Origin of the sequence: Streptomyces subrutilus, from assembly GCF_001746425.1 — a bacterium.
Taxonomy (GTDB): Bacteria; Actinomycetota; Actinomycetes; order Streptomycetales; family Streptomycetaceae; genus Streptomyces; species Streptomyces subrutilus_A.
Genome location: NZ_MEHK01000001.1, coordinates 3,456,018 through 3,478,754 on the forward strand (window position 1 = coordinate 3,456,018; position 22,737 = coordinate 3,478,754).

Below are 22,737 nucleotides of genomic sequence, written 5' to 3' on the forward strand. Positions count from 1 at the left end.
GGCCATATGGGGTACCGCCCGGCAATCTCTTGCCGGGCAGTTGACCCGCAATTCTCCGGCGACCCGGTGACCGCTACTTCTTGAGAAGGCCCTTGGACTCCAGATAGGCCTTCGCCACGTCCGCCGGCTTGGCGCGCTCGGCGTCCACCTTGCGGTTCAGGTCGACCAGGTCGGCCGTCGTCAGGGCCTGGGTCAGCTTGTCCAGCGCGGCCGCGACCTCGGGGGCTCCCGCGTCCTTGGCGTTGACCACGGGCAGCACGTTGTCGGCGTTCTGGAGCTTCTTGTCGTCCTCGAGCAGGACCAGGCCGTAGCTGTCGAGCGTGGCGTCCGTGGTGGTGGTCAGCACCAGCTGGTCGGTGCCGTCCATCACCGCCTGCTTGGCCTGCGGGGTGCCGACGCCCTTGGGGTCGATACCGGAAACCTGGATTCCGTACGTCTTCGTCAACCCGGGTGCGCAGAAGGGGCGGACGGCGCATTCGTCACCCGCCGCGATCTTCACCTTCAGCCCCGACTTTCCAAGATCGGAAAGGGACTTCAGGTTGTTCTTCTGGGCGAATTCCCTGGTCACCGCGAAGGCGTTCTGGTCGACCGCCGCACCAGCGGGCAGCGCCTTCAGGCCGAGCGGGGCCGCGAGCTTCTCCAGGGCCGCCACCGTCGCCGCGACGTCGCTCGACGCGACCGGCTTCTCCTCGGCCGCCTTGGGACCGTTCACCTTGGCGTTCAGGAACTCCGCGAGGGTGGCCGCGTATTCGGGGACGACGTCGATCTCGCCCTTCTCCAGCGACGGTTCGTACAGCTCGCGGTTGTTCACCGTCTTGATCGACGTGCTGTAGCCCGCGTCCTTGAGGACCTGCGCGTACAGCTCCGCCAGCACGTTGGACTCGGTGAACCCGGCCGCGCCGATCACCAGGTCGCCCTTGCCGCCCCCGGAGGCGGAGGGGGCCGAGCCGCCGTCCTTGCTCTTCTCCAGGCTGTCGCCGCCGCACGCGGCCAGCGACACCGTCAGGGCGAGGCTACCCAGGGACGCGCCGAGGACGCGCGTGGTCTTGCTCATGGAGGTACTCCGTTCGAGGCGGGGAAAGGGGATCAGCGGGACGCGGCGGCGGCCGGCCGCAGCAGCCGGTCCGCGGCCACCAGGGCGCCCTCCACCAGCAGGGCCAGCGCCGCCACCAGCAGGGCGCCGGCGACGACCTGCGCGGTGTTGTACGTGTTGAATCCGGCGGTGATGATCCGGCCGAGACCGCCCTGGCCGACCATCGCCGCGATCGTGGCCGTGGCGATGACCTGGACGGCGCCCGAGCGCAGGCCCGTCATCACCAGGCGCCGGGCGAGCGGCAGCTCCACCCGGAAGAACAGCTGTCCGCCGGACATGCCCATGCCCCGGGCGGCCTCCACCACCGAGCGGTCCACCTCGCGCATGCCGACGTACGCGTTCGTCAGCAGCGGCGGAACGGCGAACAGCACGAGCGCGGCGATGGTGGGCAGATAGCCCGCGTTGCGCAGCGGGGAGACCATGAACAGGGCCAGCACCGCGAAGACGGGCACCGCGCGGCCGACGTTGGAGACGTTGACGGCGAGGGCGCCGCCCTTCCCGAGGTGCCCCAGGTACAGGCCGAGGGGCAGGGCCAGCGCGCAGGCGATCGCCAGCGCGATCCCGCTGACGTAGACGTGCTCGCCCAGCCGGTGCCAGACGCCGCTCTCCCCCGACCAGTTGGCGCCGTCGGCCAGCCAGTCCCAGGCCCCTCCCAGTACGCCCATCGGCTCAGGCCTCCTTCAGGGACCGGGCCGAACGGGCGGTACGGGGAACACGCGTCGTACGGGTCCACGGCGTGAGCAGCCGCTGCACGCCGAGCAGCAGCAGATCGGCCACGAGCGCGAGCAGCACGCACAGCACCGAGGCGGTGAGCACCTGGGCCTTGAAGGAGCTGTTCACGGCCGGGGCGATCAGATTGCCGAGCCCGCCCTTGCCGACGATGGAGCCCACCGTGGTCAGCGCGACCGTGGAGACGGTGGCGATCCGCACCCCGGCGAGCAGCGCGGGCAGCGCCAGGGGCAGTTCGACCTGCCACAGCAGGCGCCCGGGGCCGTACCCCATGCCGCGCGCGGCCTCCCGCACCTCCTCGGGCACGGCTTCCAGCCCGGCCAGCACGTTGCGGACCAGGATGGTCAGCGAGTACAGCACGAGGCCGGTCACCACGAGCGCCGCCGAGAGCCCGAACACGGGCAGCAGCAGGGAGAACATGGCGAGCGAGGGGATCGTGTAGAGCAGGGTGGTGAAGGCGAGCACGGGCGCCGCCCAGCGCCGGCCGCGGCGGGCCAGCAGGGCGAGCGGAACGGACACGGCGATGCCGATCACGATCGACACGCCGGTGATCCAGATGTGCTCGAGGGTGGCGTCGGTGAGCTCCTGGGAGCGAGAGGAGACGTACTCCCAGCAGATCCAGTCGTTCGCCACCAGGCAGTTCGGCCCTGCCATGCCCCACCCCCCGTCACCGACGCGCGTACGAGAACGACCCTAACCCCAGGTACCCACAATGGCCGGAACCCTTCGCACCCGCGTAACACTCCCCTCATGAATCCTTCGCCCGTCAGGGCGCGCGGGTAGGGAAGGATGGGGACGTGATCCGATTCGAGCATGTGACCAAGCGCTACCCCGACGGGACGACGGCCGTCGAGGACCTGTCCTTCGAAGTGGCGGAGGGAGAGCTGGTCACGCTCGTGGGGCCGTCCGGCTGCGGCAAGACCACCACGATGAAGATGGTCAACCGCCTCATCGAGCCGACCTCCGGCCGGATCCTGCTCGGCGGCGAGGACATCTCCGCCGCCGACCCGGTCGAGCTGCGCCGCCGGATCGGCTACGTCATCCAGCAGGTCGGCCTCTTCCCGCACAAGACGGTGCTGGAGAACACCGCGACCGTGCCCCAGCTCATCGGCACCCCCAAGGCCAAGGCCCGCGCACGGGCGGCGGAGCTGCTCGAACTGGTGGGCCTGGACCCGGCCGTGTACGGGGGCCGGTACCCGGAGCAGCTGTCGGGCGGGCAGCGCCAGCGCGTCGGCGTGGCCCGCGCGCTCGCCGCCGATCCGCCGGTGCTGCTGATGGACGAGCCGTTCGGCGCGGTGGACCCGGTGGTGCGCGAGCGGCTGCAGAACGAGTTCCTGGCCCTGCAGAAGACGGTGCGCAAGACGATCCTGCTGGTCACCCACGACCTGGAGGAGGCGATCCGGCTCGGCGACCGCATCGCGGTGTACGGGGCGGGCACCATCGAGCAGTTCGCCGGCCCGGCGGCGGTGCTGGCCGCGCCCGCCACCGACTACGTGGCCTCCTTCGTCGGCTCCGACCGGGGGCTCAAGCGGCTCGCGGTCACCGCGATCGGACCGGCCGACCTGATGGCGGCCGACAGCGGCTCGCCGGCCCCCGCCGCGGCCGTGGAGCTGGGGGCGAGCCTGCGCGAGGCGCTCGCCGCCCTGCTGCAGGAGGACTCGGGCCGGATCGGGGTCACGGACCCGGACTCCGGCGAACTGGTCGGCGTACTGACCCCGGGGGGCGTCCACCGGGCCCTGCGCCGGGCCCGGTTGCAGGAGGCGTGAGAAAAGGGAAGGGCCCGACCGGAGTCGGGCCCTTCCCCTCGGCGCCTGCCTGCGCACGTACGGCCGTCAGGCCTGGATGCGGCCGCTCAGCCACATCAGCATCGGCGGGATCTCGCGGCGCCACGTGTTGAAGTTGTGGCCGCCGCTGTCGAGGATGATCGAGGAGACCCGGTCCGGGCCCTTGACCATCTTGATGAACTTCTTGGTGTCGGCGAGGTTCGGTTCCCCGACCTCGCTGCTGGTGACCAGGAAGGACGTACCGGTCGGCTTCTTGTCCCGGATGCTCTCCAGGACGTCCGCCCGCTGCTTCAGCTTGCCGTCCCCGTGGAACAGGTCGCCGGTCGTCGGGTCGTCCGGGGCCTCGTAGTACGCGGACAGGCCCGCGGCGGCGCCGAAGGTCTGCGGGTAGTGCGCGGCGATCTTCAAGGCGCAGTAGCCGCCGGTGGAGTTGCCGATGAAGCCCATGTTCGCGGGCTCCTTGCCCACCCGGAAGGTGTCCTGGATGGCCTGCGGCAGGTCCACGCCGAAGAAGGTCTCCGTCTGCGGGCCGCCGGGTATGTCCACGCATTCGGTGTCACGCGGCGGCGCGACCGTCGGCCGCAGCATGACCAGGATCATCGGCTTCATCTTGCCCGCCTTGGACAGGCTGAAGGCCTTCATCGGGTAGTCGAGCCCTTTGATCAGGTTCTCGGCGGTGCCCGGGTACCCGGTCAGGACGATGGACGCCGGGAAGTTCTCGTCCTTGTGCTGCGGCTGGAAGTACTCCGGCGGGAGCCAGACGTAGCCCGGGCTCGTGATCTTCGACTTCTGCCCGGATATGGCAACCTTCAGGATCTGTCCGCCGACCTGGGGCTTGGCACCACCCGGTACGTCCAGCTTCTGCTTGTCGACGACCTTGATGTCCTTGCTGCTCATCGAGTGGTCGACGACCTTGCCCATGGACGTCTCCCGGCCGAGCAGGTCGGCCCAGGAACCGTAGAAGAGGAACGACTTGTTCGCCGCGAGACCGACAGCCGAGAAGAGCGCCAGCTGGGTCGCCAGCAGGAGTCCGATCCGGCCGGCGAACGCGCGCCAGGTGCGGTTCGAGAGCTTCGGCCAGAACCAGACCGTGGCGGCGAACAGCAGCACACCGGCGAGGACGGCCAGCGCCAGAACCGTATTACTGGTGAGACCCATGAGTAGTCAGTCGACTTTCTGATGGCAGGACTGGAAATTTCCGACGGAAGAGTGAACCCGCTGTCCGTCGATGTCGTCCTAAGGGACGCACCACACACCGGAGGCTGTCGCGGCCTTCGGCCACATGATCTCTCGCGGAGCAACGGGAAGCGATGTCTAGCAGGATAGATGGCGATAAGTCGGGACAGGTTCCGAGCCGGGTCCGCCGAATCCTCCGAGGCCCACAGCCGGAGTCGGTGCCCGGTCTGGTAGGTACGGCCGTCATGATCGTCGGCCTTCTGGACATCGCGGCGGGTGTCTTCCCGCGGTTCCGGCACAGCCGGATCCACGCGGTCACCGAGGTGCTGCCCGGCTCGCTGGGCCCGTTCGCGGCCGCCCTGTCCATCAGCGCGGGCGTCCTGCTCCTGCTGCTGGCCCACGGCCTCAAGCGCCACAAGCGGCGGGCCTGGCGGGCCGCCGTGGTCCTGCTGCCCGCGGGCGCCGCGGCGCAGTTCACGTACCGGCACTCGGTCATCGGCGTGGTCATCGCAGCGGTGCTCCTCGCCCTGCTCCTGCGCCACCAGAGCGAGTTCAAGGCCCTGCCGGACCCGCGCAGCCGCTGGAAGGCGCTCGCGAACTTCGTGCTGATGAGCGCCGGCTCCATCGGGCTCGGCCTGGTCATCGTGAACGTCCACCCGGGCAAGGTCGTCGGCAACCCCGGCCTCTACGAGCAGATCAAGCACGTGGTCTACGGGCTCTTCGGCTTCGAGGGTCCCGTGGACTACGCCGGCCGGGTGTCCTGGACCGTCGGGTACTCCCTCGGCGCGCTCGGCATGCTGACCGCGCTCACCACCATCTACCTGGCCTTCCGCCCCGAGCACCCGGCCGCCCGGCTCACCGAGGACGACGAGGCCAAGCTGCGCGAGCTCCTCGCCAAGCACGGCGGCCGCGACTCGCTGGGCCACTTCGCGCTGCGCCGTGACAAGGCCGTCGTCTTCTCCCCCAGCGGCAAGGCCGCCGTCACCTACCGCGTGGTCTCCGGCGTGATGCTCGCCTCCGGCGACCCCATCGGCGACGTCGAGGCCTGGCCCGGCGCCATCGAGCGGTTCATGGAGGAGGCCAAGGCCCACTCCTGGACCCCGGCCGTCATGGGATGCAGCGAGACCGGCGGCGAGGTCTGGACCCGCGAGACCGGCCTGGACGCGCTGGAGCTGGGTGACGAGGCGATTGTCGATGTCAAAGACTTCTCCCTCTCGGGCCGAGCCATGCGCAATGTCCGCCAAATGGTGAAGCGCATCGAGCGCAACGGCTACACCACCAAGGTCCGCCGGGTCAGCGAGCTCACCGGGACCGAGCTCGAGCAGGTGCGCGGCGCCGCCGAGGCCTGGCGCGGCACCGACACCGAGCGCGGCTTCTCCATGGCGCTGGGCCGGGTCGGCGACCCGGGCGACGGCGACTGCTTCATCGCCACCGCCCACCGCGTCGAGGAGGGCGACACCAGCCCCTTCGGCGACCTCAAGGCCATCCAGCACTTCGTGCCGTGGGGCAAGGACGGCATGTCCCTGGAGCTCATGCGCCGCGACCGCGGGGCCGACCCCGGCATGAACGAGCTGCTGATCGTCGCCTCTCTGGAGGCGGCCCCGGCCCTCGGCATCGAGAAGGTCTCCCTGAACTTCGCGATGTTCCGCTCGGCCCTGGCCCGCGGCGAGAAGATCGGCGCCGGCCCGGTGCTGCGGATGTGGCGCAACCTGCTGGTCTTCCTGTCCCGCTGGTTCCAGATCGAGTCGCTGTACAAGTTCAACGCGAAGTTCCGCCCCCGCTGGGAGCCCCGCTTCGTCGTCTTCCGCACCACCCGCGACCTGCCCCGCATCGGCTTCGCCGCCATGCAGGCCGAGGGCTTCGTCACGCTGGCCCTCCCCCGCCTGTTCGCCAGCCGCCGCCGCCCGAAGCCGGTCCGCACCTGCGCCCACCACCACATGACGCCCGTCCCCAAGCATCCGGAACGCGAAGCCCAGGCAGCCTGACCCCGGGGGCGGAGCCCCCGAATCCAGCCCCGCCGACGTTTGAGGCGCGGGGGGCCCGGGGGCGGAGCCCCAATCCCAGCCCCGCCGGCGCTTGAGGCGCGGGGGCCCGGGGGCGGTGCCCCCGAAGCGGGTCCGGGGCGGAGCCCCGGGAAACGGAGAAAGGGCGGGGCGGGGAGCGGCTCCGCGCAGCGGCACCCGCACCCGGCCGGCCCAGGCCCCCGCCACCCCACCCCCTCCCCAAGCCAAGGGCTCTACCCTGAACCCATGAACAGCAACCGCGGTCCGACCCCCCGGGGCCAGGTCACAGGCCTGCCCGACTGGGACCGCTGCGCGGTCATGGGCGTCGTCAACGTCACCCCCGACTCCTTCTCCGACGGCGGCCGCTGGTTCGACACCACCGCCGCCGTCAAACGCGGCCTCGACCTCGCCGCCCAGGGCGCCGACCTCATCGACGTCGGCGGCGAATCCACCCGCCCCGGCGCCTCCCGCGTCGACGAGGAGGAGGAGCTGCGCCGGGTCGTCCCCGTGGTGCGCGGCCTCGCCTCCGAGGGCGTCACCGTGTCCGTCGACACCATGCGCGCCTCGGTCGCCGCCCGGGCGGTCGCCGCCGGCGCGCTCCTGGTCAACGACGTCAGCGGCGGACTCGCCGACCCCGGGATGGTCCCCGCCGTCGCCGCCGCCGAAGTCCCCTTCGTGGTGATGCACTGGCGCGGCTTCAGCGACGGCATGAACCGCCTCGCCGTCTACGGCGACGTAATCGCCGAGGTCACCGCCGAGCTCCGCACCCGCATCGACGCCGTCGTGGCCGGCGGAATCGCCCCCGAGCGGCTCGTCGTCGACCCCGGGCTCGGCTTCGCCAAGAACGCCGAGCACGACCTCGCCCTCGTGGCCCGCCTGCCCGAACTGCGCGCCCTCGGCTTCCCGCTGCTGGTCGCCGCCTCGCGGAAGCGTTTCCTCGGCCGGGTCCTGGCCGGCGGGTCCGACGCCGCCCCGCCGCCGGCCCGCGAGCGCGACGCCGCCACCGCCGCCGTCTCCGCCATCGCCGCCCACCAGGGCGCCTGGGCCGTTCGGGTCCACGAGGTACGGGCGACCGCCGACGCGGTTCGGGTGGCCCGGGCCGTGGAAGGAGCGCTGTGACCACCGACCGAGAAGGAGCCCTGTGAGCAGAACCGACATCGAAGCGGTCGAAGAGGTCAACACGGCCTTCTACGAGGCCATGGAACGGGGGGACTTCGACTCGCTGTCGGCGCTCTGGCTCGAGGACGAGATCTCCTGCGTGCACCCGGGCTGGCCGGTGCTCTCGGGCCGCGGCGAGGTACTGCGCTCCTACGCCCTGATCATGTCCCACACCGACTACATCCAGTTCTTCCTCACCGACACCAAGGTGGCCGTGATCGGCGACACCGCCCTGGTGACGTGCACCGAGAACATCCTCAGCGGCGGGCCCGCCGAGGACGGCGGGGAGCTCGGCCCGCTCGTGGGCCAGCTGGTCGTCGCCACGAATGTGTTCCGACGCACATCCGAGGGCTGGCGCCTCTGGTCCCACCATGGTTCACCGGTGCTCACGGAGTCCGACGAGGACGACGAGGACGACGCGTCCTGACCCCACCGGCGGGGCCGGGGGTGTTTCGCAGGTAAATTCGAGGACGGACGACGCCGACCGCACTCGGCGTAGGCCCATGGCCCCGGGGAGTCCCGGGACCGGAAGAACCTACGAAAACAGGAGTGATTCGCGTGGATCGTGTCGCGCTGCGCGGCCTCAAGGCTCGCGGGCACCACGGCGTCTTCCCCCGGGAGCGCGAAGAGGGCCAGACCTTCATCGTCGACCTGGTGCTCCACCTCGACACCCGCCCCGCGGCGGCCGGAGACGACCTGGCGAAGACCGTGCACTACGGGGTCGTCGCCGAGGAGGTCGTCGACGTGGTCCAGGGCGAGCCCGTCGACCTGATCGAGACCCTGGCCGAGCGGATCGCCCAGCAGTGCCTCAAGCACGAAGCGGTGGCACAGGTGGAGGTCGTCGTCCACAAGCCCGACGCGCCCATCACCGTCCCCTTCGACGACGTGACCGTCACGATCACCCGGAGCCGCGCATGAACAACGGACTGAACGCACAGAGCGACCCCACCGTCCAGCCGGTACCGGCCTCGGTCGTCGAGACCGTCGACGCCGCGGACACCACGCTCTCCAACCCGAAATGGGCCGTGATCGCCCTCGGCGCGAACCTCGGCAACCGCCTGGAGACCCTCCAGGGCGCCATCGACGCCCTGGGCGACACCCCGGGCCTGCGGGTCAAGGCCGTCTCCCCGGTCTACGAGACCGAGCCGTGGGGCGTGGACCCGGGCTCGCAGCCCGCGTACTTCAACGCGGTCGTCAAGGTGCGCACGACGCTGCCCCCGTCCTCGCTCCTGGAGCGCGGCCACGCCATCGAAGAGGCCTTCGACCGCGTCCGCGAGGAGCGCTGGGGCCCGCGCACGATCGACGTCGACATCGTCTCGTACGCCGACGTGGTGTCCGAGGACCCGGTCCTCACCCTGCCGCACCCGCGCGCCCACCAGCGCGCCTTCGTGCTGGCCCCGTGGAACGACATCGACCCCGAGGCTCAGATCCCGGGCCACGGAGGCGTCGGCGCGCTCCTGGCCGGAATCGGCCTGACCGGCGTCACGCCGCGCCCCGACCTGGAACTCCGCCTGCCGGAGTAGTCGTTACCCTGTGGACTGCTGACGGACGGCGCAGAAAGCGGGGATCTGGCAAGTGAAGCAACTGAGGCCGGCGGTCCTGGCGGGCATCTTCGCCGTCTCCGGGGTCCTGTCCTGGGCGGGTGCCCGTCTGTGGAACGCGTACGGCACGCTGCCGGGCGTTCCGCTGGCCGCGCCCATCGTCCTGGGCGTCATCGCGGCGGTCCTCCTCGCGACGGCGCTGTCGATGCGCTCCCGTCTCAAGGCCCAGCGCGAGCGGCGGCCGGAGGCCAAGGGCGTGGAGCCGCTGATGGCGGCCCGCGCCGTGGTCTTCGGCCAGGCCAGCGCGCTGGTCGCGGCCCTGGCCGCGGGCGCCTACGGCGGCGTCGGTGTCTTCCTGCTGACCGAGGCCCTCGATGTGCCCGCCCGCCGCGACCAGGCCTGGTACGCCGGCTTCTCGGTCCTGGCGGGCGCGGCGGTCATCGCCGCGGCCCTGTTCCTGGAGCACGTACTGAAGCTGCCGGAGGACGACGACACCCCGGAGGCCCCGGCCCGGGCCTAGCCCAGCAGGTCCCACGGCACACGGGCCAGATGTCCGTTCACCAGGAAGCCGGGATGCGGGGCGAGCCCGAATCCGTACAACGTGGATGGCTTGGTTCCAGTTGCCCGTGCCGTGGCGGCCCGGACCTCGACCCATGCCGACTCATCCAGTTGCAGGGGGTGCTCCTCCGCCTGGAACGTCCCGCGCGACGGCCAGCTGTCGGCAACCACCAGCCGCGATGCCAGACCGTTCGTTCGGGGCGTGAACCGCGCACCGATGATCTCGGCGAGCTCCATCAGAAAGGGGACATTCGAGCTGATGAGCACCCTTGCCGACCATCTTTTGACCCTGCACCCGTCCCCATCCTCGTAGCCATCCAGGAACCCGCCGAAGGTCTCCGCATCTCTGAGGACGACCCGGGGAAACTGCTGCCGCATGTGATGGGCGTCGCCGCCCACATACTGACGCATGAGGTCGGCGAGATAGGAGGAGACGACCCGGACCCGGAAGCCGGGTAGGTCCCGTCCCAGATAGCCCGACGGCCTCGTCACTGCCTCCAGCCGTGCGGGGAGGCCGGTTGCAACCGTCACCGCCAGCGCATATTTCGCGGCGAACGCCTCGTCGTTGACCACCAGGGACACATAGTTCTTGCCCACCGTGCCGTCTGAGCACGTCGCCCCGACCAGGTAACCCAGCTGGTACCCCGGCTGAATCGACAGCCGTTCCCGGCAGAGTTTGCGCGCATGGGACCAGGCCACCACGGTGCCGACCGCATCACCGGCGTGCGTCCATCCGTCGGGTGTCCACAGCAGCTGATCCGGAGACACGGCGATGGTCGAGTGGTCCGTCGTCACGTCGACGAGAGCGCGTGTCTTGACGGCTCGGACATGTGTGACCTCGGTCTGTTCTGTCCGGCCGCCCCGCAGTGTCCACAAGCGGTCTCCCGGCCTGACATCACATGCCCGCAGCCGCCCGCCCACGGCGTTTACCGTCTGCTTGCTCGGTAGACCCCAAAGCATCGGTCCCCCTCGGTGAAGTCACGGAAGGGGACCGTAGCGGGACGCACTGACAGGCTCCTAGCGAGCCATGATGAGGCTCATGGCCTCGCTGCGTGTTGCGGGGTCGCGGAGCTGGCCGCGCACTGCGGATGTGGTGGTCTTGGCGCCCGGCTTGCGAATGCCTCGTACCGACATGCACATGTGCTCGGCCTCGATCACGACGATCGCCCCGCGTGCCTCCAGGATCCTCATGAGGGAGTCCGCTATTTGCGTGGTGAGTCGTTCCTGCACCTGCGGACGGCGAGCGAAGACGTCCACGAGTCGCGCCAGCTTGGACAAACCGGTGATCTTGCCGGTCTCCGCGGGGATGTAGCCGACATGGGCGATCCCATGGAACGGCAGCAGGTGATGTTCGCACAGCGATACGATTTCGATGCCCTTGACGAGGACCATCTCGTCGTGGCCGATGTCGAACGTCGTGGTCAGGACGTCCTCCGGCTGCTGCCACAGACCGGCCAGAATCTCCCTGTACGCCCGCGCCACGCGCGCCGGGGTCTCCAGCAGGCCCTCGCGCTCCGGGTCCTCGCCGACCGCGATCAGGAGCTCACGGACCGCCGCCTCGGCGCGCTTCTCGTCGAACACGCCGATCGTGCCCTCTTCGCCGGTCAGGGTCACTGGGTCCGTCATTGCTTCCTCGTTCCTGTAAAAGTGCCGCGCCCCCCAGGCTAGAACCTGGGGGGCGCGGCTTCCATTCGGGGTGGATCAGGCTTCGGGGCGGTCCTCAGGGGCGACCTCGATGCCCTTCTCCGTGGAGACCGGCGTGACGGCGGTGGCCGCCGTCGTGCCGTTCGCCGAATTCGTCAGCTGGAGCTCCTTGGGCGAGAGCACCGGCGGACGGGTGGAGGGGGTGCGGCGGGAGGAGCCGGTCCACGCGGGGCGGGCCGGACGCTTCACGATCGTCGAGAAGATCTCGGCGATCTGCTCCTTGTTCAGCGTCTCCTTCTCCAGCAGCGCGAGGACCAGGTTGTCGAGGACGTCGCGGTTCTCGACGAGGATCTCCCAGGCCTCGTTGTGCGCGGTCTCGATGAGCTTCTTGACCTCTTCGTCGACCAGCGCCGCGACCTCTTCCGAGTAGTCCCGGGGGTGCGACATCTCGCGGCCCAGGAACGGCTCGGTGTTGTCGCCGCCGAACTTGATCGCGCCGAGGCGCTCGGTCATGCCGTACTGGGTGACCATCGCGCGGGCCGTCGCCGTGGCCTTCTCGATGTCGTTCGCCGCGCCCGTGGTCGGGTCGTGGAAGACCAGCTCCTCGGCCGCGCGCCCGCCCAGCATGTACGCCAGCTGGTCGAGCATCTCGTTGCGCGTGGTCGAGTACTTGTCCTCGTCGGGCAGGACCATGGTGTAGCCCAGTGCCCGGCCGCGGGACAGGATCGTGATCTTGTGGACCGGGTCGGAGTTCGGGGAGGCCGCCGCGACCAGGGCGTGTCCGCCCTCGTGGTACGCGGTGATCTTCTTTTCCCGGTCCGACATGATCCGGGTCCGCTTCTGCGGGCCCGCCACGACGCGGTCGATCGCCTCGTCCAGCGAGTGGTTGTCGATCAGCTTCTTGTCCGAGCGGGCCGTGAGCAGCGCGGCCTCGTTCAGGACGTTGGAGAGATCGGCACCGGTGAAGCCGGGCGTGCGCCGGGCGACCGCGCCCAGGTCGACGTCCGGGGCGACCGGCTTGCCCTTCTGGTGAACCTTGAGGATCTCCAGACGGCCCTGCATGTCCGGACGGTCGACCGCGATCTGCCGGTCGAAGCGGCCGGGGCGCAGGAGCGCCGGGTCGAGGATGTCGGGACGGTTCGTGGCGGCGATCAGGATGACCCCGCCCTTCACGTCGAAGCCGTCCATCTCGACCAGCAGCTGGTTGAGGGTCTGCTCGCGCTCGTCGTGACCGCCGCCGAGACCCGCACCGCGGTGCCGGCCGACGGCGTCGATCTCGTCGACGAAGACGATCGCCGGGGCGTTGGCCTTGGCCTGCTCGAACAGGTCGCGGACACGCGAGGCACCGACACCGACGAACATCTCGACGAAGTCGGAACCGGAGATCGAGTAGAAGGGGACACCGGCCTCGCCCGCGACGGCGCGCGCGAGCAGGGTCTTACCGGTGCCGGGCGGGCCGTACAGCAGCACGCCCTTGGGGATCTTGGCGCCGACGGCCTGGAACTTCGCCGGCTCCTGGAGGAACTCCTTGATCTCGTGGAGCTCCTCGACGGCCTCGTCCGAGCCCGCGACATCGGCGAACGTGGTCTTCGGGGTGTCCTTGGTGATGAGCTTGGCCTTGGACTTCCCGAAGTTCATGACCCGGGAGCCGCCGCCCTGCATCTGGTTCATCAGGAACAGGAAGACAACGACGATGAGGACGAAGGGCAGGAGCGAGAGCAGCACGCTCAGGAACGGGCTGGTCTTGTCCGGCGTGACGGAGTAGCCGTCCGGAATCTGACCGGCTTCGTACTTGGTCTGGAGGTTCTGGGCGAGCTGTACGCCCTGATCCCCGATGTAGTTGGCCTGGAACTTGGTGCCGTCGTGCTTGCCGAGCTTCTGGCCGTCGCTCAGCTCGATCTTGATCATCTGGCTGTCGCCGGTGGTCAGCTTGGCTGTCTCCACCTGGCCACTGTTGATCGCCTTGATGACCTCGCTGGTGTCCACCGACTTGTAGCCGCCGCCGGAGCCGACGACATTCATCAACACGACCACGGCGAGGACGGCCAGCACGATCCACATGACCGGCCCACGGAAGTATCGCTTCACGTCCATCCATACGGGGCGCAGAGCACCCCGTCCCTCCTGCCCGTAGGTAAATGCTGCTGTGAGTAAAGACTGTTCTTCGGAATGTACCCCTGTATTGTCACCCGCGGCCTCGTGGGACGGCTGACAGACCCGCCTTCCCCTGCTCCAACGGCGGGAATCGCCCCCAGGTTCCCCGGAGCTTCCGGGGTTGCCCCGGGGGCGGCGGCGGGAGCGGGGTCAGCCGCCGTAGACGTGCGGGGCGAGCGTGCCGACGAACGGCAGGTTGCGGTACTTCTCCGCGTAGTCGAGGCCGTAGCCGACGACGAACTCGTTCGGGATGTCGAAGCCGACCCACTTCACGTCGATCGCGACCTTCGCGGCGTCGGGCTTGCGCAGCAGCGTGACGACCTCGAGGGAGGCCGGCTGGCGCGAGCCCAGGTTCGACAGCAGCCAGGACAGCGTGAGGCCGGAGTCGATGATGTCCTCGACGATCAGGACGTGCTTGTCCTTGATGTCGGTGTCCAGGTCCTTGAGGATCCGCACCACGCCGGAGGACTGGGTCCCGGCGCCGTACGAGGACACCGCCATCCAGTCCATGGTGAGCGGGGTGGACAAGGCACGCGCCAGGTCCGCCATCACCATGACCGCGCCCTTGAGGACGCCGACGATGAGCAGGTCCTTGCCCGCGTACTCCGCGTCGATCTTCGCGGCCAGCTCGGCCAGCTTCGCGTCGATCTCTTCCTTGGTGATGAGCACCGACTGGAGGTCGCTGCCCATGTCCTTCTCGTCCACCCGCATCACTTTCGTTGTCGGCCGGGGCTCCGGGGGCGACCCCGGAGGACTCAGCCGTGTTTCAGCACCAATCAGCCCTGCCGGATGACAAGTCTGCCACCCTGCCGCTGGGCCTCGACCCGGCCGGGCAGGTTGATGGCGCCCTGACCCCGCCATCCGGTGATGAGGCGGTCGACTTCCTCGATGTGGCGGGCGAAGAGGGACCCCGCGGGGGAACCGGCGGCGACCACGGCCCTGCGCAGCACCCGGCGGCGGACGGCCGGGGGCAGGGCGTACAGCTTGGCGCACTCCAGACGGCCGTCCTCGTCCCGTACGCCGGTCTCCGCCTCGGCGGCCCAGGCGTCCAGCGCGTCGGCGTCGTCGCGGGAGAGCTGGGCGGTGCGGGCCAGCGCCTCGACGACCCCCTTGCCCAGCGCCTTCTCCAGGGCGGGCAGTCCCTCGTGGCGCAGGCGGGAGCGGGTGTAGGCGGGGTCGATGTTGTGCGGGTCGTCCCAGACGGGGAGGGACTGGACCATGCAGGCCTTGCGGGCGGTCTGCCGGTCGACCTGGAGGAAGGGGCGGCGGTAGCGGTGGCTGCGGCCGGGCCCTCCGCTGACTTCGGCCATGCCGGAGAGCGAGCGGATGCCGGAGCCGCGTGCGAGGCCCAGCAGGACGGTTTCGGCTTGATCGTCCCGGGTGTGGCCGAGCAGCACGGCGGAGGCGCCCAGCCGGTCGGCGGCCTCGTCGAGGGCGCCGTAGCGGGCGTCGCGGGCCGCGGCCTCGGGACCGCCGTCGCGGCCGACGCGCACGGCGATGGACTCCACCGGGTCGAGGCCGAGGGCGGTCATGCGGATGACGACCTCGGCGGCGCGCAGGTCGGAGCCGGGCTGGAGTCCGTGGTCGACGGTGATGCCGCCGGCCCGGATGCCGAGCTTGGGCGCCTCGAAAGCCAGGGCGGAGGCGAGCGCCATGGAGTCGGCCCCGCCGGAGCAGGCGACGAGGACGAGCGGCTGGGTCCCGGTCGCGGTGCGGGTGCGGGTGCGCGTGCCGGTGCGCCCGCCGGACGGGATCCGGGGGAGGTCGGTGAGATCGGTGAGATCGGTGAGGACGTCGTGGAGTGCGCGGCGGACCGCCAGGCGTATCGCCGCGACCGCAGGATGGGGACCCATGTCCGGTGCCCTTCGATGGAGTTCGGATGCCTCGGAGGCTTCGGGGTGTGGAGCGTCGGGGGTGGTGCGTCGGGGGCGCCGGGGGGCGGCCCCCTCGGAGCGGGATGTCACTCAGAGTGCGTCGATGGTGACAGAGCCGAGCCGTTCCCCGAGCATCGCACGCCCTTCCACGGCCCACGGTCCCTCGGACGGGTGATGCTGCTTCCCCCGAGGAGACATGTTTACGCCCCCTGCGTCACGCCTATTCGCTCTCTTCGCTCCCCTTGCGGTGGACGCGGGTGACCCACTCCGCCGGCCTGGCGATCTCGGACTTCGTCGGCAATGTGTTCGGGGAGGTCCAGACCCGGTTGAAGCCGTCCATCCCGACCTGGTCGACGACGGCGCGCACGAACCGCTCGCCGTCGCGGTACTGGCGCAGCTTGGCGTCGAGGCCGAGGAGCTTGCGCAGCGCGGCGTCGAGGCGGCCGGCGCCGCTGGCCCTGCGCTGCTGGAACTTCTCGCGGATCTCGGCGACCGAGGGCACCACCTGGGGGCCGACCCCGTCCATGACGAAGTCGGCGTGGCCCTCCAGCAGGGACATGACGGCGGTGAGCCGCCCCAGCACCTCGCGCTGCTCGGGGGTCTGCACGATCTCGACGAGGGAGCGGCCCTCTTCGCCCCGCTCCGCGTCGGGGCGGGCGCCCGAGAAGGACTGGGCGGCCTCGCGCAGGCGCTCCAGGACGGTCATCGGGTCGACCTCGGTGGCGCCGAGGAACGTCTGGATTTCGCCCTCGAGGTGGTCGCGGAGCCACGGGACGGCCGTGAACTGGGTACGGTGCGTCTCCTCGTGCAGGCAGACCCACAGCCGGAAGTCGTGCGGGTGCACCTCCAGCTCGCGCTCGACGTGGACGATGTTCGGCGCGACCAGCAGCAGCCGGCCGCCGCCCGTGCCGGAGCCGGGCAGGTCGCGGGTGACCGGCGCGAAGGTCTCGTACTGGCCGAGGACCCGGGAGGCCAGGAAGCTCAGCAGCATGCCCAGCTCGACGCCGGTGACCTTGCCGCCGACCGCGCCGAGGACGGCCGCTCCGGGGGTGCCCGCGCGACGGTCCCGCATCTTGCCGAGGAGCGGCTGGAGCAGCTCGCGGAAGCCCGCCACGTTGGCCTTGACCCAGCCGGCCCGGTCGACGACCAGGACGGGGGTGTCGTTGACGGGTGTCCCGTCAGGGATCATCCGGGTGAACTCGCGTACGTGCCGTTCCGAGGTCCTGGCGTGTCCCCGCAGTTCCGCGACGACGGCCCGGGCCTCGTCCCGGCTGACCTCCGGGCCGGGCCGCACGAGCCGGGTCGCGGTCGCCACCGCGAGGTTCCAGTCGACCATCTCCGCACCACCGATGCTCGTCATGCGTCAACCGTACGTGGACCCGGGCGCGGACGGACCCCCTACGGCGCGGCCGCGACCGCCGCGGCCAGCTTGTCGAGGCCCTTCTCGGCGGTCGGGCCGTCCGTGCTGCCCGCGGTCAGGAAGGCGAAGGCGAGCAGCCGGCCGGAGCGGTCGACGACCGTGCCGGCGAGGGAGTTCACGCCGGTCAGGGTGCCCGTCTTGGCGCGGATCAGGCCGGCGGCCGGTGCGCCGCCTGAGTTGCGGGTGCGCAGGGTTCCGGTGAATCCGGCGACGGGCAGGCCCGTGAGGACGGGCCGCAGCTCGGGCCGCTGCGGGTCGGCGGCCTTGGCGAGCAGGTCCGTCAGCAGGCCGGTGCTGACCTTGTCGGCGCGGTTCAGCCCGCTGCCGTCGGCGAAGCGGGAGCCGGAGACGTCGACGCCGAGCGCGGCGAGCCTGGCGGTGACGCCCTTCTCGCCGCCCTCGAAGCTGGCGGGCAGGCCGGAGGCGAGGGCGGTCTGCCGGGCGAGCGCCTCGGCGATGTCGTTGTCGCTGTTGGTCAGCATCCGCTCGACGAGTCCGGCCAGCGGGGTGGACTGGGTGGCCGCCAGCGGCTGGGCGCCGTCGGGGGCCTCGGCCCGGGCGGGTGCGCCGTTGACCTGGATCCCGCGCTCGGTGAGCAGGGCGGCGAAGGCGCGGGCCGCGTCCCCGGAGGGGTCGCCGGTGCGCTGGACGGGCCCGGAGGTGGAGTCGTCGGGGCGGCCCTCGTCGGCCGTCAGGGCGGTGACGGGCGCGATGTTGGGGTTGTCGCCGATGGGGTGGCGGACGGGGCCGGTGTAGAGGCTGTCGTCGTAGCCCAGGCTCACGCCGGCGGTGCCGGCCGCCTTGAGGGCCTGGGCGGTGTCGGCGGCGAGGGCGACGAGGCTGCCGCCGGATCCGGCGGGGCTCTTCTTCTTGGCGGTGAGGGAGGGGTCGCCGCCGCCGACGAGGATCACCTGCCCGGGGGCGGCGCCCGGCACGACGGCGGTCCGGATCCGGTGCTCGGGCCCCAGGGCGGCCAGGGCCGCCGCCGCGGTGGCGATCTTGATGGTGGAGGCGGGGGTCATCGCCTCCCGCGCCCCGGACTCGTACAGCACCCGCCCGGTGGCGGTGTCGACGACGGAGGCGGCGCGGACGGTGCCGAGCGCCGGGTCGGCGAGCAGCGGGCGCAGCGCCGCGGCGAGGCCCTCGGGGGTGGCGGCCGCGGCCTGGCGCGGGGCGCCCGGGCCGATCGCGCCGAGCACCCCGGGGGCGCTGGGGGCGGCCTGCGGGAAGGTGCCGGATCCGGGCCCGCCACCGTGATCTGCGCCACCCGTGAGGCTCTGGGAGGCGGCCCTGTCCCTCTCGGCCTTACGCTGGCCGGAGTCCCACGGACCGGAGGCGGTCACCGCTGCCGCCGACAGGGCGAGGCCGGCGACGGCCGAGCCCGCGATGAGCTGCCACGTCTTGATCAATGGCACCTCGGACCAGCCCCTTTCGCGATCACACATATGCGTGAGGGACACTTAACCACTGCGTCTTGCCGCGAGCATGGCACCCCACCCGGCTGGGCTGGGCCGGACGCGCGCGTATTTGAATCAAATGCCGTCCCGAAGCGATTCGGACGGCTGAAGCTGATCATGGAGGAGCAGGACGTGGAGTTCGACGTCACCATCGAGATCCCCAAGGGTTCGCGGAACAAGTACGAGGTGGACCACGAGACCGGCCGGATCCGTCTGGACCGTCGCCTCTTCACCTCGACCAGCTACCCGGCCGACTACGGCTTCGTCGAGAACACCCTCGGCGAGGACGGCGACCCGCTGGACGCGCTGGTCATCCTCGACGAGCCGACCTTCCCGGGCTGCCTGATCAAGTGCCGCGCCATCGGCATGTTCCGCATGACGGACGAGGCGGGCGGCGACGACAAGCTGCTGTGCGTGCCGGCCTCCGACCCGCGTGTCGAGCACCTGCGCGACATCCACCACGTCTCCGAGTTCGACCGCCTGGAGATCCAGCACTTCTTCGAGGTCTACAAGGACCTGGAGCCGGGCAAGTCGGTCGAGGGCGCGAACTGGGTGGGCCGCACCGAGGCCGAGGCCGAGATCGAGGCCTCGTACAAGCGCCTCGAGGCGCAGGGCGGCCACCACTAGGCTCCGCCGGTGAGGTCGGTGGGCATCCCCCCCGGCCCCTCAGGCTCGACAGCGGGCGGCACCCCCTTCCCGGGGGTGCCGCCCGCTGTCGCGTCCGGGCCCGGGCTGGGCGGACGGCCTTGTCACGGGCTCGGCGTCGCAGGGGAGGAAACCGTTCCGCATACTGATACCGCAGGTGATCACGGAGCGGGAGGGCGCGTGGCGGAAGCCGATGGGGTGGAGGACCGCAAGCCCCAGTCCGACGAGGCGCACAGCGCCTTCACACCGCCGCCCGGGATGGAGCCCGAGGCTCCGGAGGACGACCAGCCCACTTCGGAGTTCGCGCTTCCGGCCGGGGCGGAGCCGGTGCAGCCCGAGCCCGAGGGCTCGGCCTTCGCGACCCCGGCCACCTACAGCGCCGCGCACTCCCCGCCCGCCTACACCCCAGGCCAGGGCTTCCCCGTCGCCCGGATGAAGGAGTCCCCCTGGCAGGACCGCATGCGCACCATGCTGCGCATGCCGGTGGACGTGCGGCCGGTACCGGACCTCGTGCAGCGGACGGCCGAGACGGGCCCGGCCGTGGGCCGCGTCCTCGACCTGACCCTGCGCATCGGGGAGCTGCTCCTCGCCGGCGGCGAGGGCGCCGAGGACGTCGAGGCCGCCATGTTCGCGGTGGCCCGCTCCTACGGACTGGACCGCTGCGAGCCCACGGTCACCTTCACCATGCTGTCGATCACCCACCAGCCCTCGCTGGTGGACGACCCGGTGTCGGCCAACCGGACCGTGCGCCGCCGCGGCACCGACTACAACCGGCTCTCCGCCGTCTTCCGGCTGGTGGACGACATCAGCGCCCACGAGATCGACGTCTCGCTGGAGGAGGCCTACCGCCGCCTCGCCGAGATCCGCCGCAACCGCCACCCGTACCCCGGCTGGATGCTCACGGCAGCCGCCGGGCTCCTCGCCGGTGCGGCTTCCACGCTGGTCGGCGGCGGGGTGCTGGTGTTCATCGCGGCGGCCCTCGGCGCGGTCCTCGGCGACCGGCTGGCCTGGCTGTGCGCCGGGCGCGGGCTGCCGGAGTTCTACCAGTTCGTGGTCGCCGCGATGCCGCCGGCCGCGATCGGGGTGGCGCTCAACATGACGGGGATCGACGTCAAGGCCTCCGCCGTGATCACCGGCGGGCTCTTCGCGCTGCTGCCCGGACGGGCCCTGGTCGCTGCGGTGCAGGACGGGCTGACCGGCTACTACATCACCGCCTCGGCCCGGCTGCTGGAGGTCATGTACCTCTTCATCGGCATCATCATGGGCGTGCTGGTCGTGCTCTACATCGGCCTGCAGTTCGACGCCTCGCCGCGCCCGGAGGAGGTCCTGGAGATCCAGCAGCGGCCGTGGGTCCAGATCGCCGCCTCGATGGTGCTGGTCTTCACCTTCGCGGTCCTGCTCCAGCAGGAGCGGTCCACCGTGTGGATCGTGACGCTGAACGGCGCGGTCGCGTGGGTGACCTTCGGGGCCCTGCACTACGCGGGCGACATCCCGCCCGTGCCGTCCACCGCCATCGCCGCGGGTCTGGTCGGCCTGTTCGGGCAGCTCTTCTCCCGCTACCGCTTCGCCTCCGCCCTGCCCTACACGACCGCGGCCATCGGGCCGCTGCTACCGGGTTCGGCGACGTACTACGGGCTGCTGCTGATCGCCGAGAACCGGCTGAACGAGGGCCTCGGCTCGCTCGTGAACGCCGCCGCCATCGCCCTGGCCATCGCGATCGGCGTCAACCTGGGCTCCGAGGCCTCCCGCCTGTTCATGCGGATCCCGGGCGCCGCCAGCGCCGCCAAGCGCCGCGCCGCGAAGCGGACCCGCGGCTTCTGAGGGGGCACGCGTACGCCCCGGGACCCTCACCGGGGTTCCGGGGCGTACGGGCGCTGCGGGTCGCCTCAGGCGGCGCCTAGCGCTTCGCGTGGCGGCCGCGCTGGCCCGGGGTCTGGCCCTCGGCCTCGAGCGGGGCCTGGGCGGCCGCGGCCTTGCTCTCCTTGCGGGCCTTCAGCACCTCGAAGACCACCGGGATCACCGAGATCAGGACGATGCCCACCAGGATCGGCTCGATGTTCGTCTTGATGAACTCGATCTGGCCGAGCCAGTAGCCCGCGACCGTGACGCCCGCGCCCCAGCCGATGCCACCGATGATGTTGTAGGTCAGGAAGGTGCGGTACTTCATCGAGCCGGCGCCCGCGACCATCGGCGCGAAAGTCCGGATGATCGGCACGAAGCGGGCCAGCACGATGGCCTTGGGGCCGTGCCGGTCCATGAACTCGTGGGCCTTGTCGAGGTTCTCCCGCTTGAAGAGCTTGGAGTTCGGGCGGTTGAAGAGCTTCGGCCCGAAGAACTTGCCGATCATGTAGCCGACCTGGTCGCCGATGATCGCGGCGGCCACGATCAGCGTGCAGACCAGCCACAGCGGCTGCTTGATGTACTGGCCGTCCGCGACCAGCAGACCCGCGGTGAACAGCAGCGAGTCGCCGGGCAGGAACGCGAAGAGTCCCGACTCCGCGAAGACGATGACCAGGATGCCGATCAGTCCGAAGTGCGAGATCAGATAGTCCGGGGACAGCCACTCAGGGCCGAGCGCAATCGTGTACACGGGTTCCGGACTCTCCTGGATCGGGGGGCGTGCCCGGGGGCAGCAGGCGGTTGCGGGCAAGGTAAAGACGGTCTCAATTATCAACGCACACGACCCCCTCCCGGTTCCAGGCCCGGGAGGGGGTCGAGTGCGTCACGTTCCGGCTACGCCCTGTGCACGGCGTTGGCCAGGATCGCGTCCCGCAGGTGCTCGGCGAGACCGGGCCGCAGGGCGTCGTAGAACGCCTTGAAGCGCTCGTCCGCGACGTACATCTCACCCAGGCAGGTGTGCATCTCGTACGGGCAGTCGTAGAACCAGGTGGTGATGTGGAGCCGGTGCTCCTCGGCCAGGTCCATCGCGCGCTCGCCCTCGGCGGGCTCGCCGGCCTCCATGAGGGCCGCGTAGCGGCTGCCCCACTCGGCGGACTGGTCCTGGATCCGCTGCCAGTCGTCCTTCGTGTACGAGGCGGCGCGGCGCTGCGACTCGGCGTAGGCCTCGGTGCCGCCCCACCGCTCCCGCACTTCCTCCTCGTACTGCTCGGGGTCGTGCTCCCCGAAGACCTCGAACTTCTCCTCGGGCGTGAGGTTGATGCCCATCTTCTTCGCCTCCATGGCGTGCTCAACGGCCTTGGCCATCTGCTGGAGCCGGGCGATCCGGTCGGTCAGCAGGGCATGCTGCCGGCGCAGATGCTCCCGCGGATCCGATTCCGGGTCGTCCAGCAGGACCGCGACCTCGTCGAGGGGGAAGCCGAGCTCCCGGTAGAACAGGATCCGCTGCAGCCGGTCCAGGTCGGCGTCGTCGTAGCGACGGTGACCCGCGTGGCTGCGGCCGCTCGGCGAGAGCAGGCCGATCTCGTCGTAGTGGTGCAGGGTGCGCACCGTGACTCCGGCGAATCCGGCGACCTGGCCCACGGAGTAGCCCATGTCCGCCTC

21 protein-coding genes and 1 pseudogene are annotated in these 22,737 nt (G+C 70.8%); 9 read left to right on the forward strand and 13 right to left on the reverse strand.

The features are described 5' to 3' along the window. Positions 1–73: 73 nt before the first annotated feature. From BGK67_RS16500 to BGK67_RS16510, 3 genes are read right to left on the reverse strand one after another with little or no spacing between them, the layout of a single operon-like run. A complete protein-coding gene (locus BGK67_RS16500) occupies positions 74–1,054 on the reverse strand; it encodes an ABC transporter substrate-binding protein (RefSeq protein WP_069920806.1) in 981 nt (326 codons plus the stop codon). A gap of 32 nt (positions 1,055–1,086) precedes the next feature. After that, positions 1,087–1,758, reverse strand: coding sequence for an ABC transporter permease (locus BGK67_RS16505; RefSeq protein WP_069920807.1), 672 nt, complete (start codon positions 1,756–1,758; stop codon positions 1,087–1,089). 4 nt (positions 1,759–1,762) lie between these two features. Next, on the reverse strand, positions 1,763–2,476 hold the full coding sequence (locus BGK67_RS16510) for an ABC transporter permease (RefSeq protein WP_069920808.1): 714 nt from the start codon (positions 2,474–2,476) through the stop codon (positions 1,763–1,765). A 143-nt stretch (positions 2,477–2,619) separates the two neighbouring features. On the opposite strand from BGK67_RS16510, the gene BGK67_RS16515 reads away from it, so the two are divergent. Then, positions 2,620–3,588: an ABC transporter ATP-binding protein gene (locus tag BGK67_RS16515; RefSeq protein WP_069920809.1), complete on the forward strand. Its 969-nt coding sequence runs from the start codon at positions 2,620–2,622 to the stop codon at positions 3,586–3,588. 66 nt (positions 3,589–3,654) lie between these two features. On the opposite strand, the gene BGK67_RS16520 is transcribed toward BGK67_RS16515, so the two are convergent. Then, positions 3,655–4,764, reverse strand: a complete 1,110-nt coding sequence (locus BGK67_RS16520; protein WP_069920810.1) for an alpha/beta hydrolase — start codon at positions 4,762–4,764, stop codon at positions 3,655–3,657. Between the two features lie 152 nt (positions 4,765–4,916). Here BGK67_RS16520 and BGK67_RS16525 point away from each other — a divergent pair, with 152 nt between their 5' ends. The 6 genes from BGK67_RS16525 (at position 4,917) to BGK67_RS16550 (ending at position 10,004) form a co-directional block, all read left to right on the forward strand. Further along, positions 4,917–6,767, forward strand: coding sequence for a phosphatidylglycerol lysyltransferase domain-containing protein (locus BGK67_RS16525; RefSeq protein WP_069920811.1), 1,851 nt, complete (start codon positions 4,917–4,919; stop codon positions 6,765–6,767). A 264-nt stretch (positions 6,768–7,031) separates the two neighbouring features. Further along, positions 7,032–7,904: a dihydropteroate synthase gene (gene folP / locus BGK67_RS16530; protein WP_208948708.1), complete on the forward strand. Its 873-nt coding sequence runs from the start codon at positions 7,032–7,034 to the stop codon at positions 7,902–7,904. A 22-nt stretch (positions 7,905–7,926) separates the two neighbouring features. Beyond that, entirely contained in the window at positions 7,927–8,370 is a 444-nt protein-coding gene (locus tag BGK67_RS16535) for a nuclear transport factor 2 family protein (protein WP_079154223.1), read from the forward strand. A 131-nt stretch (positions 8,371–8,501) separates the two neighbouring features. After that, entirely contained in the window at positions 8,502–8,861 is a 360-nt protein-coding gene (gene folB, locus BGK67_RS16540; protein WP_069920812.1) for a dihydroneopterin aldolase, read from the forward strand. Next, on the forward strand, positions 8,858–9,466 hold the full coding sequence (gene folK / locus BGK67_RS16545) for a 2-amino-4-hydroxy-6-hydroxymethyldihydropteridine diphosphokinase (RefSeq protein WP_069920813.1): 609 nt from the start codon (positions 8,858–8,860) through the stop codon (positions 9,464–9,466). The genes folB and folK overlap by 4 nt, the downstream gene beginning before the upstream one ends. Positions 9,467–9,518: 52 nt before the next feature. After that, a complete protein-coding gene (locus BGK67_RS16550; RefSeq protein ID WP_069920814.1) occupies positions 9,519–10,004 on the forward strand; it encodes a DUF3180 domain-containing protein in 486 nt (161 codons plus the stop codon). On the opposite strand, the gene BGK67_RS16555 is transcribed toward BGK67_RS16550, so the two are convergent. The 7 genes from BGK67_RS16555 to dacB all read right to left on the reverse strand — a co-directional run bounded on the left by BGK67_RS16555 (position 10,001) and on the right by dacB (position 18,579). Next, positions 10,001–10,837, reverse strand: a complete 837-nt coding sequence (locus tag BGK67_RS16555; protein ID WP_244291234.1) for a hypothetical protein — start codon at positions 10,835–10,837, stop codon at positions 10,001–10,003. The two genes, BGK67_RS16550 and BGK67_RS16555, sit on opposite strands and share 4 nt — an antisense overlap. A 222-nt stretch (positions 10,838–11,059) precedes the next feature. Next, positions 11,060–11,668, reverse strand: a complete 609-nt coding sequence (gene folE / locus BGK67_RS16560) for a GTP cyclohydrolase I FolE (protein WP_069920815.1) — start codon at positions 11,666–11,668, stop codon at positions 11,060–11,062. Positions 11,669–11,743: 75 nt separating this feature from the next. Continuing rightward, on the reverse strand, positions 11,744–13,780 hold the full coding sequence (gene ftsH / locus BGK67_RS16565; protein WP_069920816.1) for an ATP-dependent zinc metalloprotease FtsH: 2,037 nt from the start codon (positions 13,778–13,780) through the stop codon (positions 11,744–11,746). Positions 13,781–13,990: 210 nt separating this feature from the next. After that, positions 13,991–14,551, reverse strand: a complete 561-nt coding sequence (hpt, locus tag BGK67_RS16570; RefSeq protein ID WP_030158549.1) for a hypoxanthine phosphoribosyltransferase — start codon at positions 14,549–14,551, stop codon at positions 13,991–13,993. 65 nt (positions 14,552–14,616) lie between these two features. Beyond that, entirely contained in the window at positions 14,617–15,693 is a 1,077-nt protein-coding gene (gene tilS, locus BGK67_RS16575; RefSeq protein WP_069920817.1) for a tRNA lysidine(34) synthetase TilS, read from the reverse strand. 241 nt (positions 15,694–15,934) lie between these two features. Beyond that, a complete protein-coding gene (locus BGK67_RS16580) occupies positions 15,935–17,074 on the reverse strand; it encodes a zinc-dependent metalloprotease (RefSeq protein WP_069920818.1) in 1,140 nt (379 codons plus the stop codon). Positions 17,075–17,112: 38 nt separating this feature from the next. Beyond that, positions 17,113–18,579: a D-alanyl-D-alanine carboxypeptidase/D-alanyl-D-alanine endopeptidase gene (dacB, locus tag BGK67_RS16585; protein ID WP_079154224.1), complete on the reverse strand. Its 1,467-nt coding sequence runs from the start codon at positions 18,577–18,579 to the stop codon at positions 17,113–17,115. Between the two features lie 144 nt (positions 18,580–18,723). Between dacB and BGK67_RS16590 the strand changes: the two genes are divergently transcribed. Both BGK67_RS16590 and BGK67_RS16595 read left to right on the forward strand, forming a co-directional pair. Then, on the forward strand, positions 18,724–19,218 hold the full coding sequence (locus tag BGK67_RS16590; protein ID WP_008742522.1) for an inorganic diphosphatase: 495 nt from the start codon (positions 18,724–18,726) through the stop codon (positions 19,216–19,218). 198 nt (positions 19,219–19,416) lie between these two features. Beyond that, positions 19,417–21,057, forward strand: coding sequence for a threonine/serine exporter family protein (locus BGK67_RS16595; protein ID WP_069920820.1), 1,641 nt, complete (start codon positions 19,417–19,419; stop codon positions 21,055–21,057). Between the two features lie 112 nt (positions 21,058–21,169). Here the strand turns inward: BGK67_RS16595 and BGK67_RS16600 are convergent. After that, positions 21,170–21,826: pseudogene (locus tag BGK67_RS16600) on the reverse strand (VTT domain-containing protein); the annotation flags it as partial. Between the two features lie 143 nt (positions 21,827–21,969). Next, the gene (locus BGK67_RS16605) at positions 21,970–22,728 is read right to left on the reverse strand and encodes a MerR family transcriptional regulator (RefSeq protein WP_069920822.1); all 759 of its coding nucleotides are present in this window, start codon (positions 22,726–22,728) and stop codon (positions 21,970–21,972) included. Positions 22,729–22,737: the final 9 nt, after the last annotated feature.

Bases quoted from the DNA above. Each gene is read 5' to 3' on its own strand.
- BGK67_RS16500 (WP_069920806.1), bottom strand. From the start codon at position 1,054: ATGAGCAAGACCACGCGCGTCCTCGGCGCGTCCCTGGGTAGCCTCGCC.
- BGK67_RS16505 (WP_069920807.1), bottom strand. From the start codon at position 1,758: ATGGGCGTACTGGGAGGGGCCTGGGACTGGCTGGCCGACGGCGCCAAC.
- BGK67_RS16510 (WP_069920808.1), bottom strand. From the start codon at position 2,476: ATGGCAGGGCCGAACTGCCTGGTGGCGAACGACTGGATCTGCTGGGAG.
- BGK67_RS16520 (WP_069920810.1), bottom strand. From the start codon at position 4,764: ATGGGTCTCACCAGTAATACGGTTCTGGCGCTGGCCGTCCTCGCCGGT.
- BGK67_RS16525 (WP_069920811.1), top strand. From the start codon at position 4,917: ATGTCTAGCAGGATAGATGGCGATAAGTCGGGACAGGTTCCGAGCCGG.
- folP (WP_208948708.1), top strand. From the start codon at position 7,032: ATGAACAGCAACCGCGGTCCGACCCCCCGGGGCCAGGTCACAGGCCTG.
- folK (WP_069920813.1), top strand. From the start codon at position 8,858: ATGAACAACGGACTGAACGCACAGAGCGACCCCACCGTCCAGCCGGTA.
- folE (WP_069920815.1), bottom strand. From the start codon at position 11,668: ATGACGGACCCAGTGACCCTGACCGGCGAAGAGGGCACGATCGGCGTG.
- ftsH (WP_069920816.1), bottom strand. From the start codon at position 13,780: ATGGACGTGAAGCGATACTTCCGTGGGCCGGTCATGTGGATCGTGCTG.
- hpt (WP_030158549.1), bottom strand. From the start codon at position 14,551: ATGCGGGTGGACGAGAAGGACATGGGCAGCGACCTCCAGTCGGTGCTC.
- tilS (WP_069920817.1), bottom strand. From the start codon at position 15,693: ATGGGTCCCCATCCTGCGGTCGCGGCGATACGCCTGGCGGTCCGCCGC.
- BGK67_RS16580 (WP_069920818.1), bottom strand. From the start codon at position 17,074: ATGACGAGCATCGGTGGTGCGGAGATGGTCGACTGGAACCTCGCGGTG.
- dacB (WP_079154224.1), bottom strand. From the start codon at position 18,579: ATGTGTGATCGCGAAAGGGGCTGGTCCGAGGTGCCATTGATCAAGACG.
- BGK67_RS16605 (WP_069920822.1), bottom strand. From the start codon at position 22,728: ATGGGCTACTCCGTGGGCCAGGTCGCCGGATTCGCCGGAGTCACGGTG.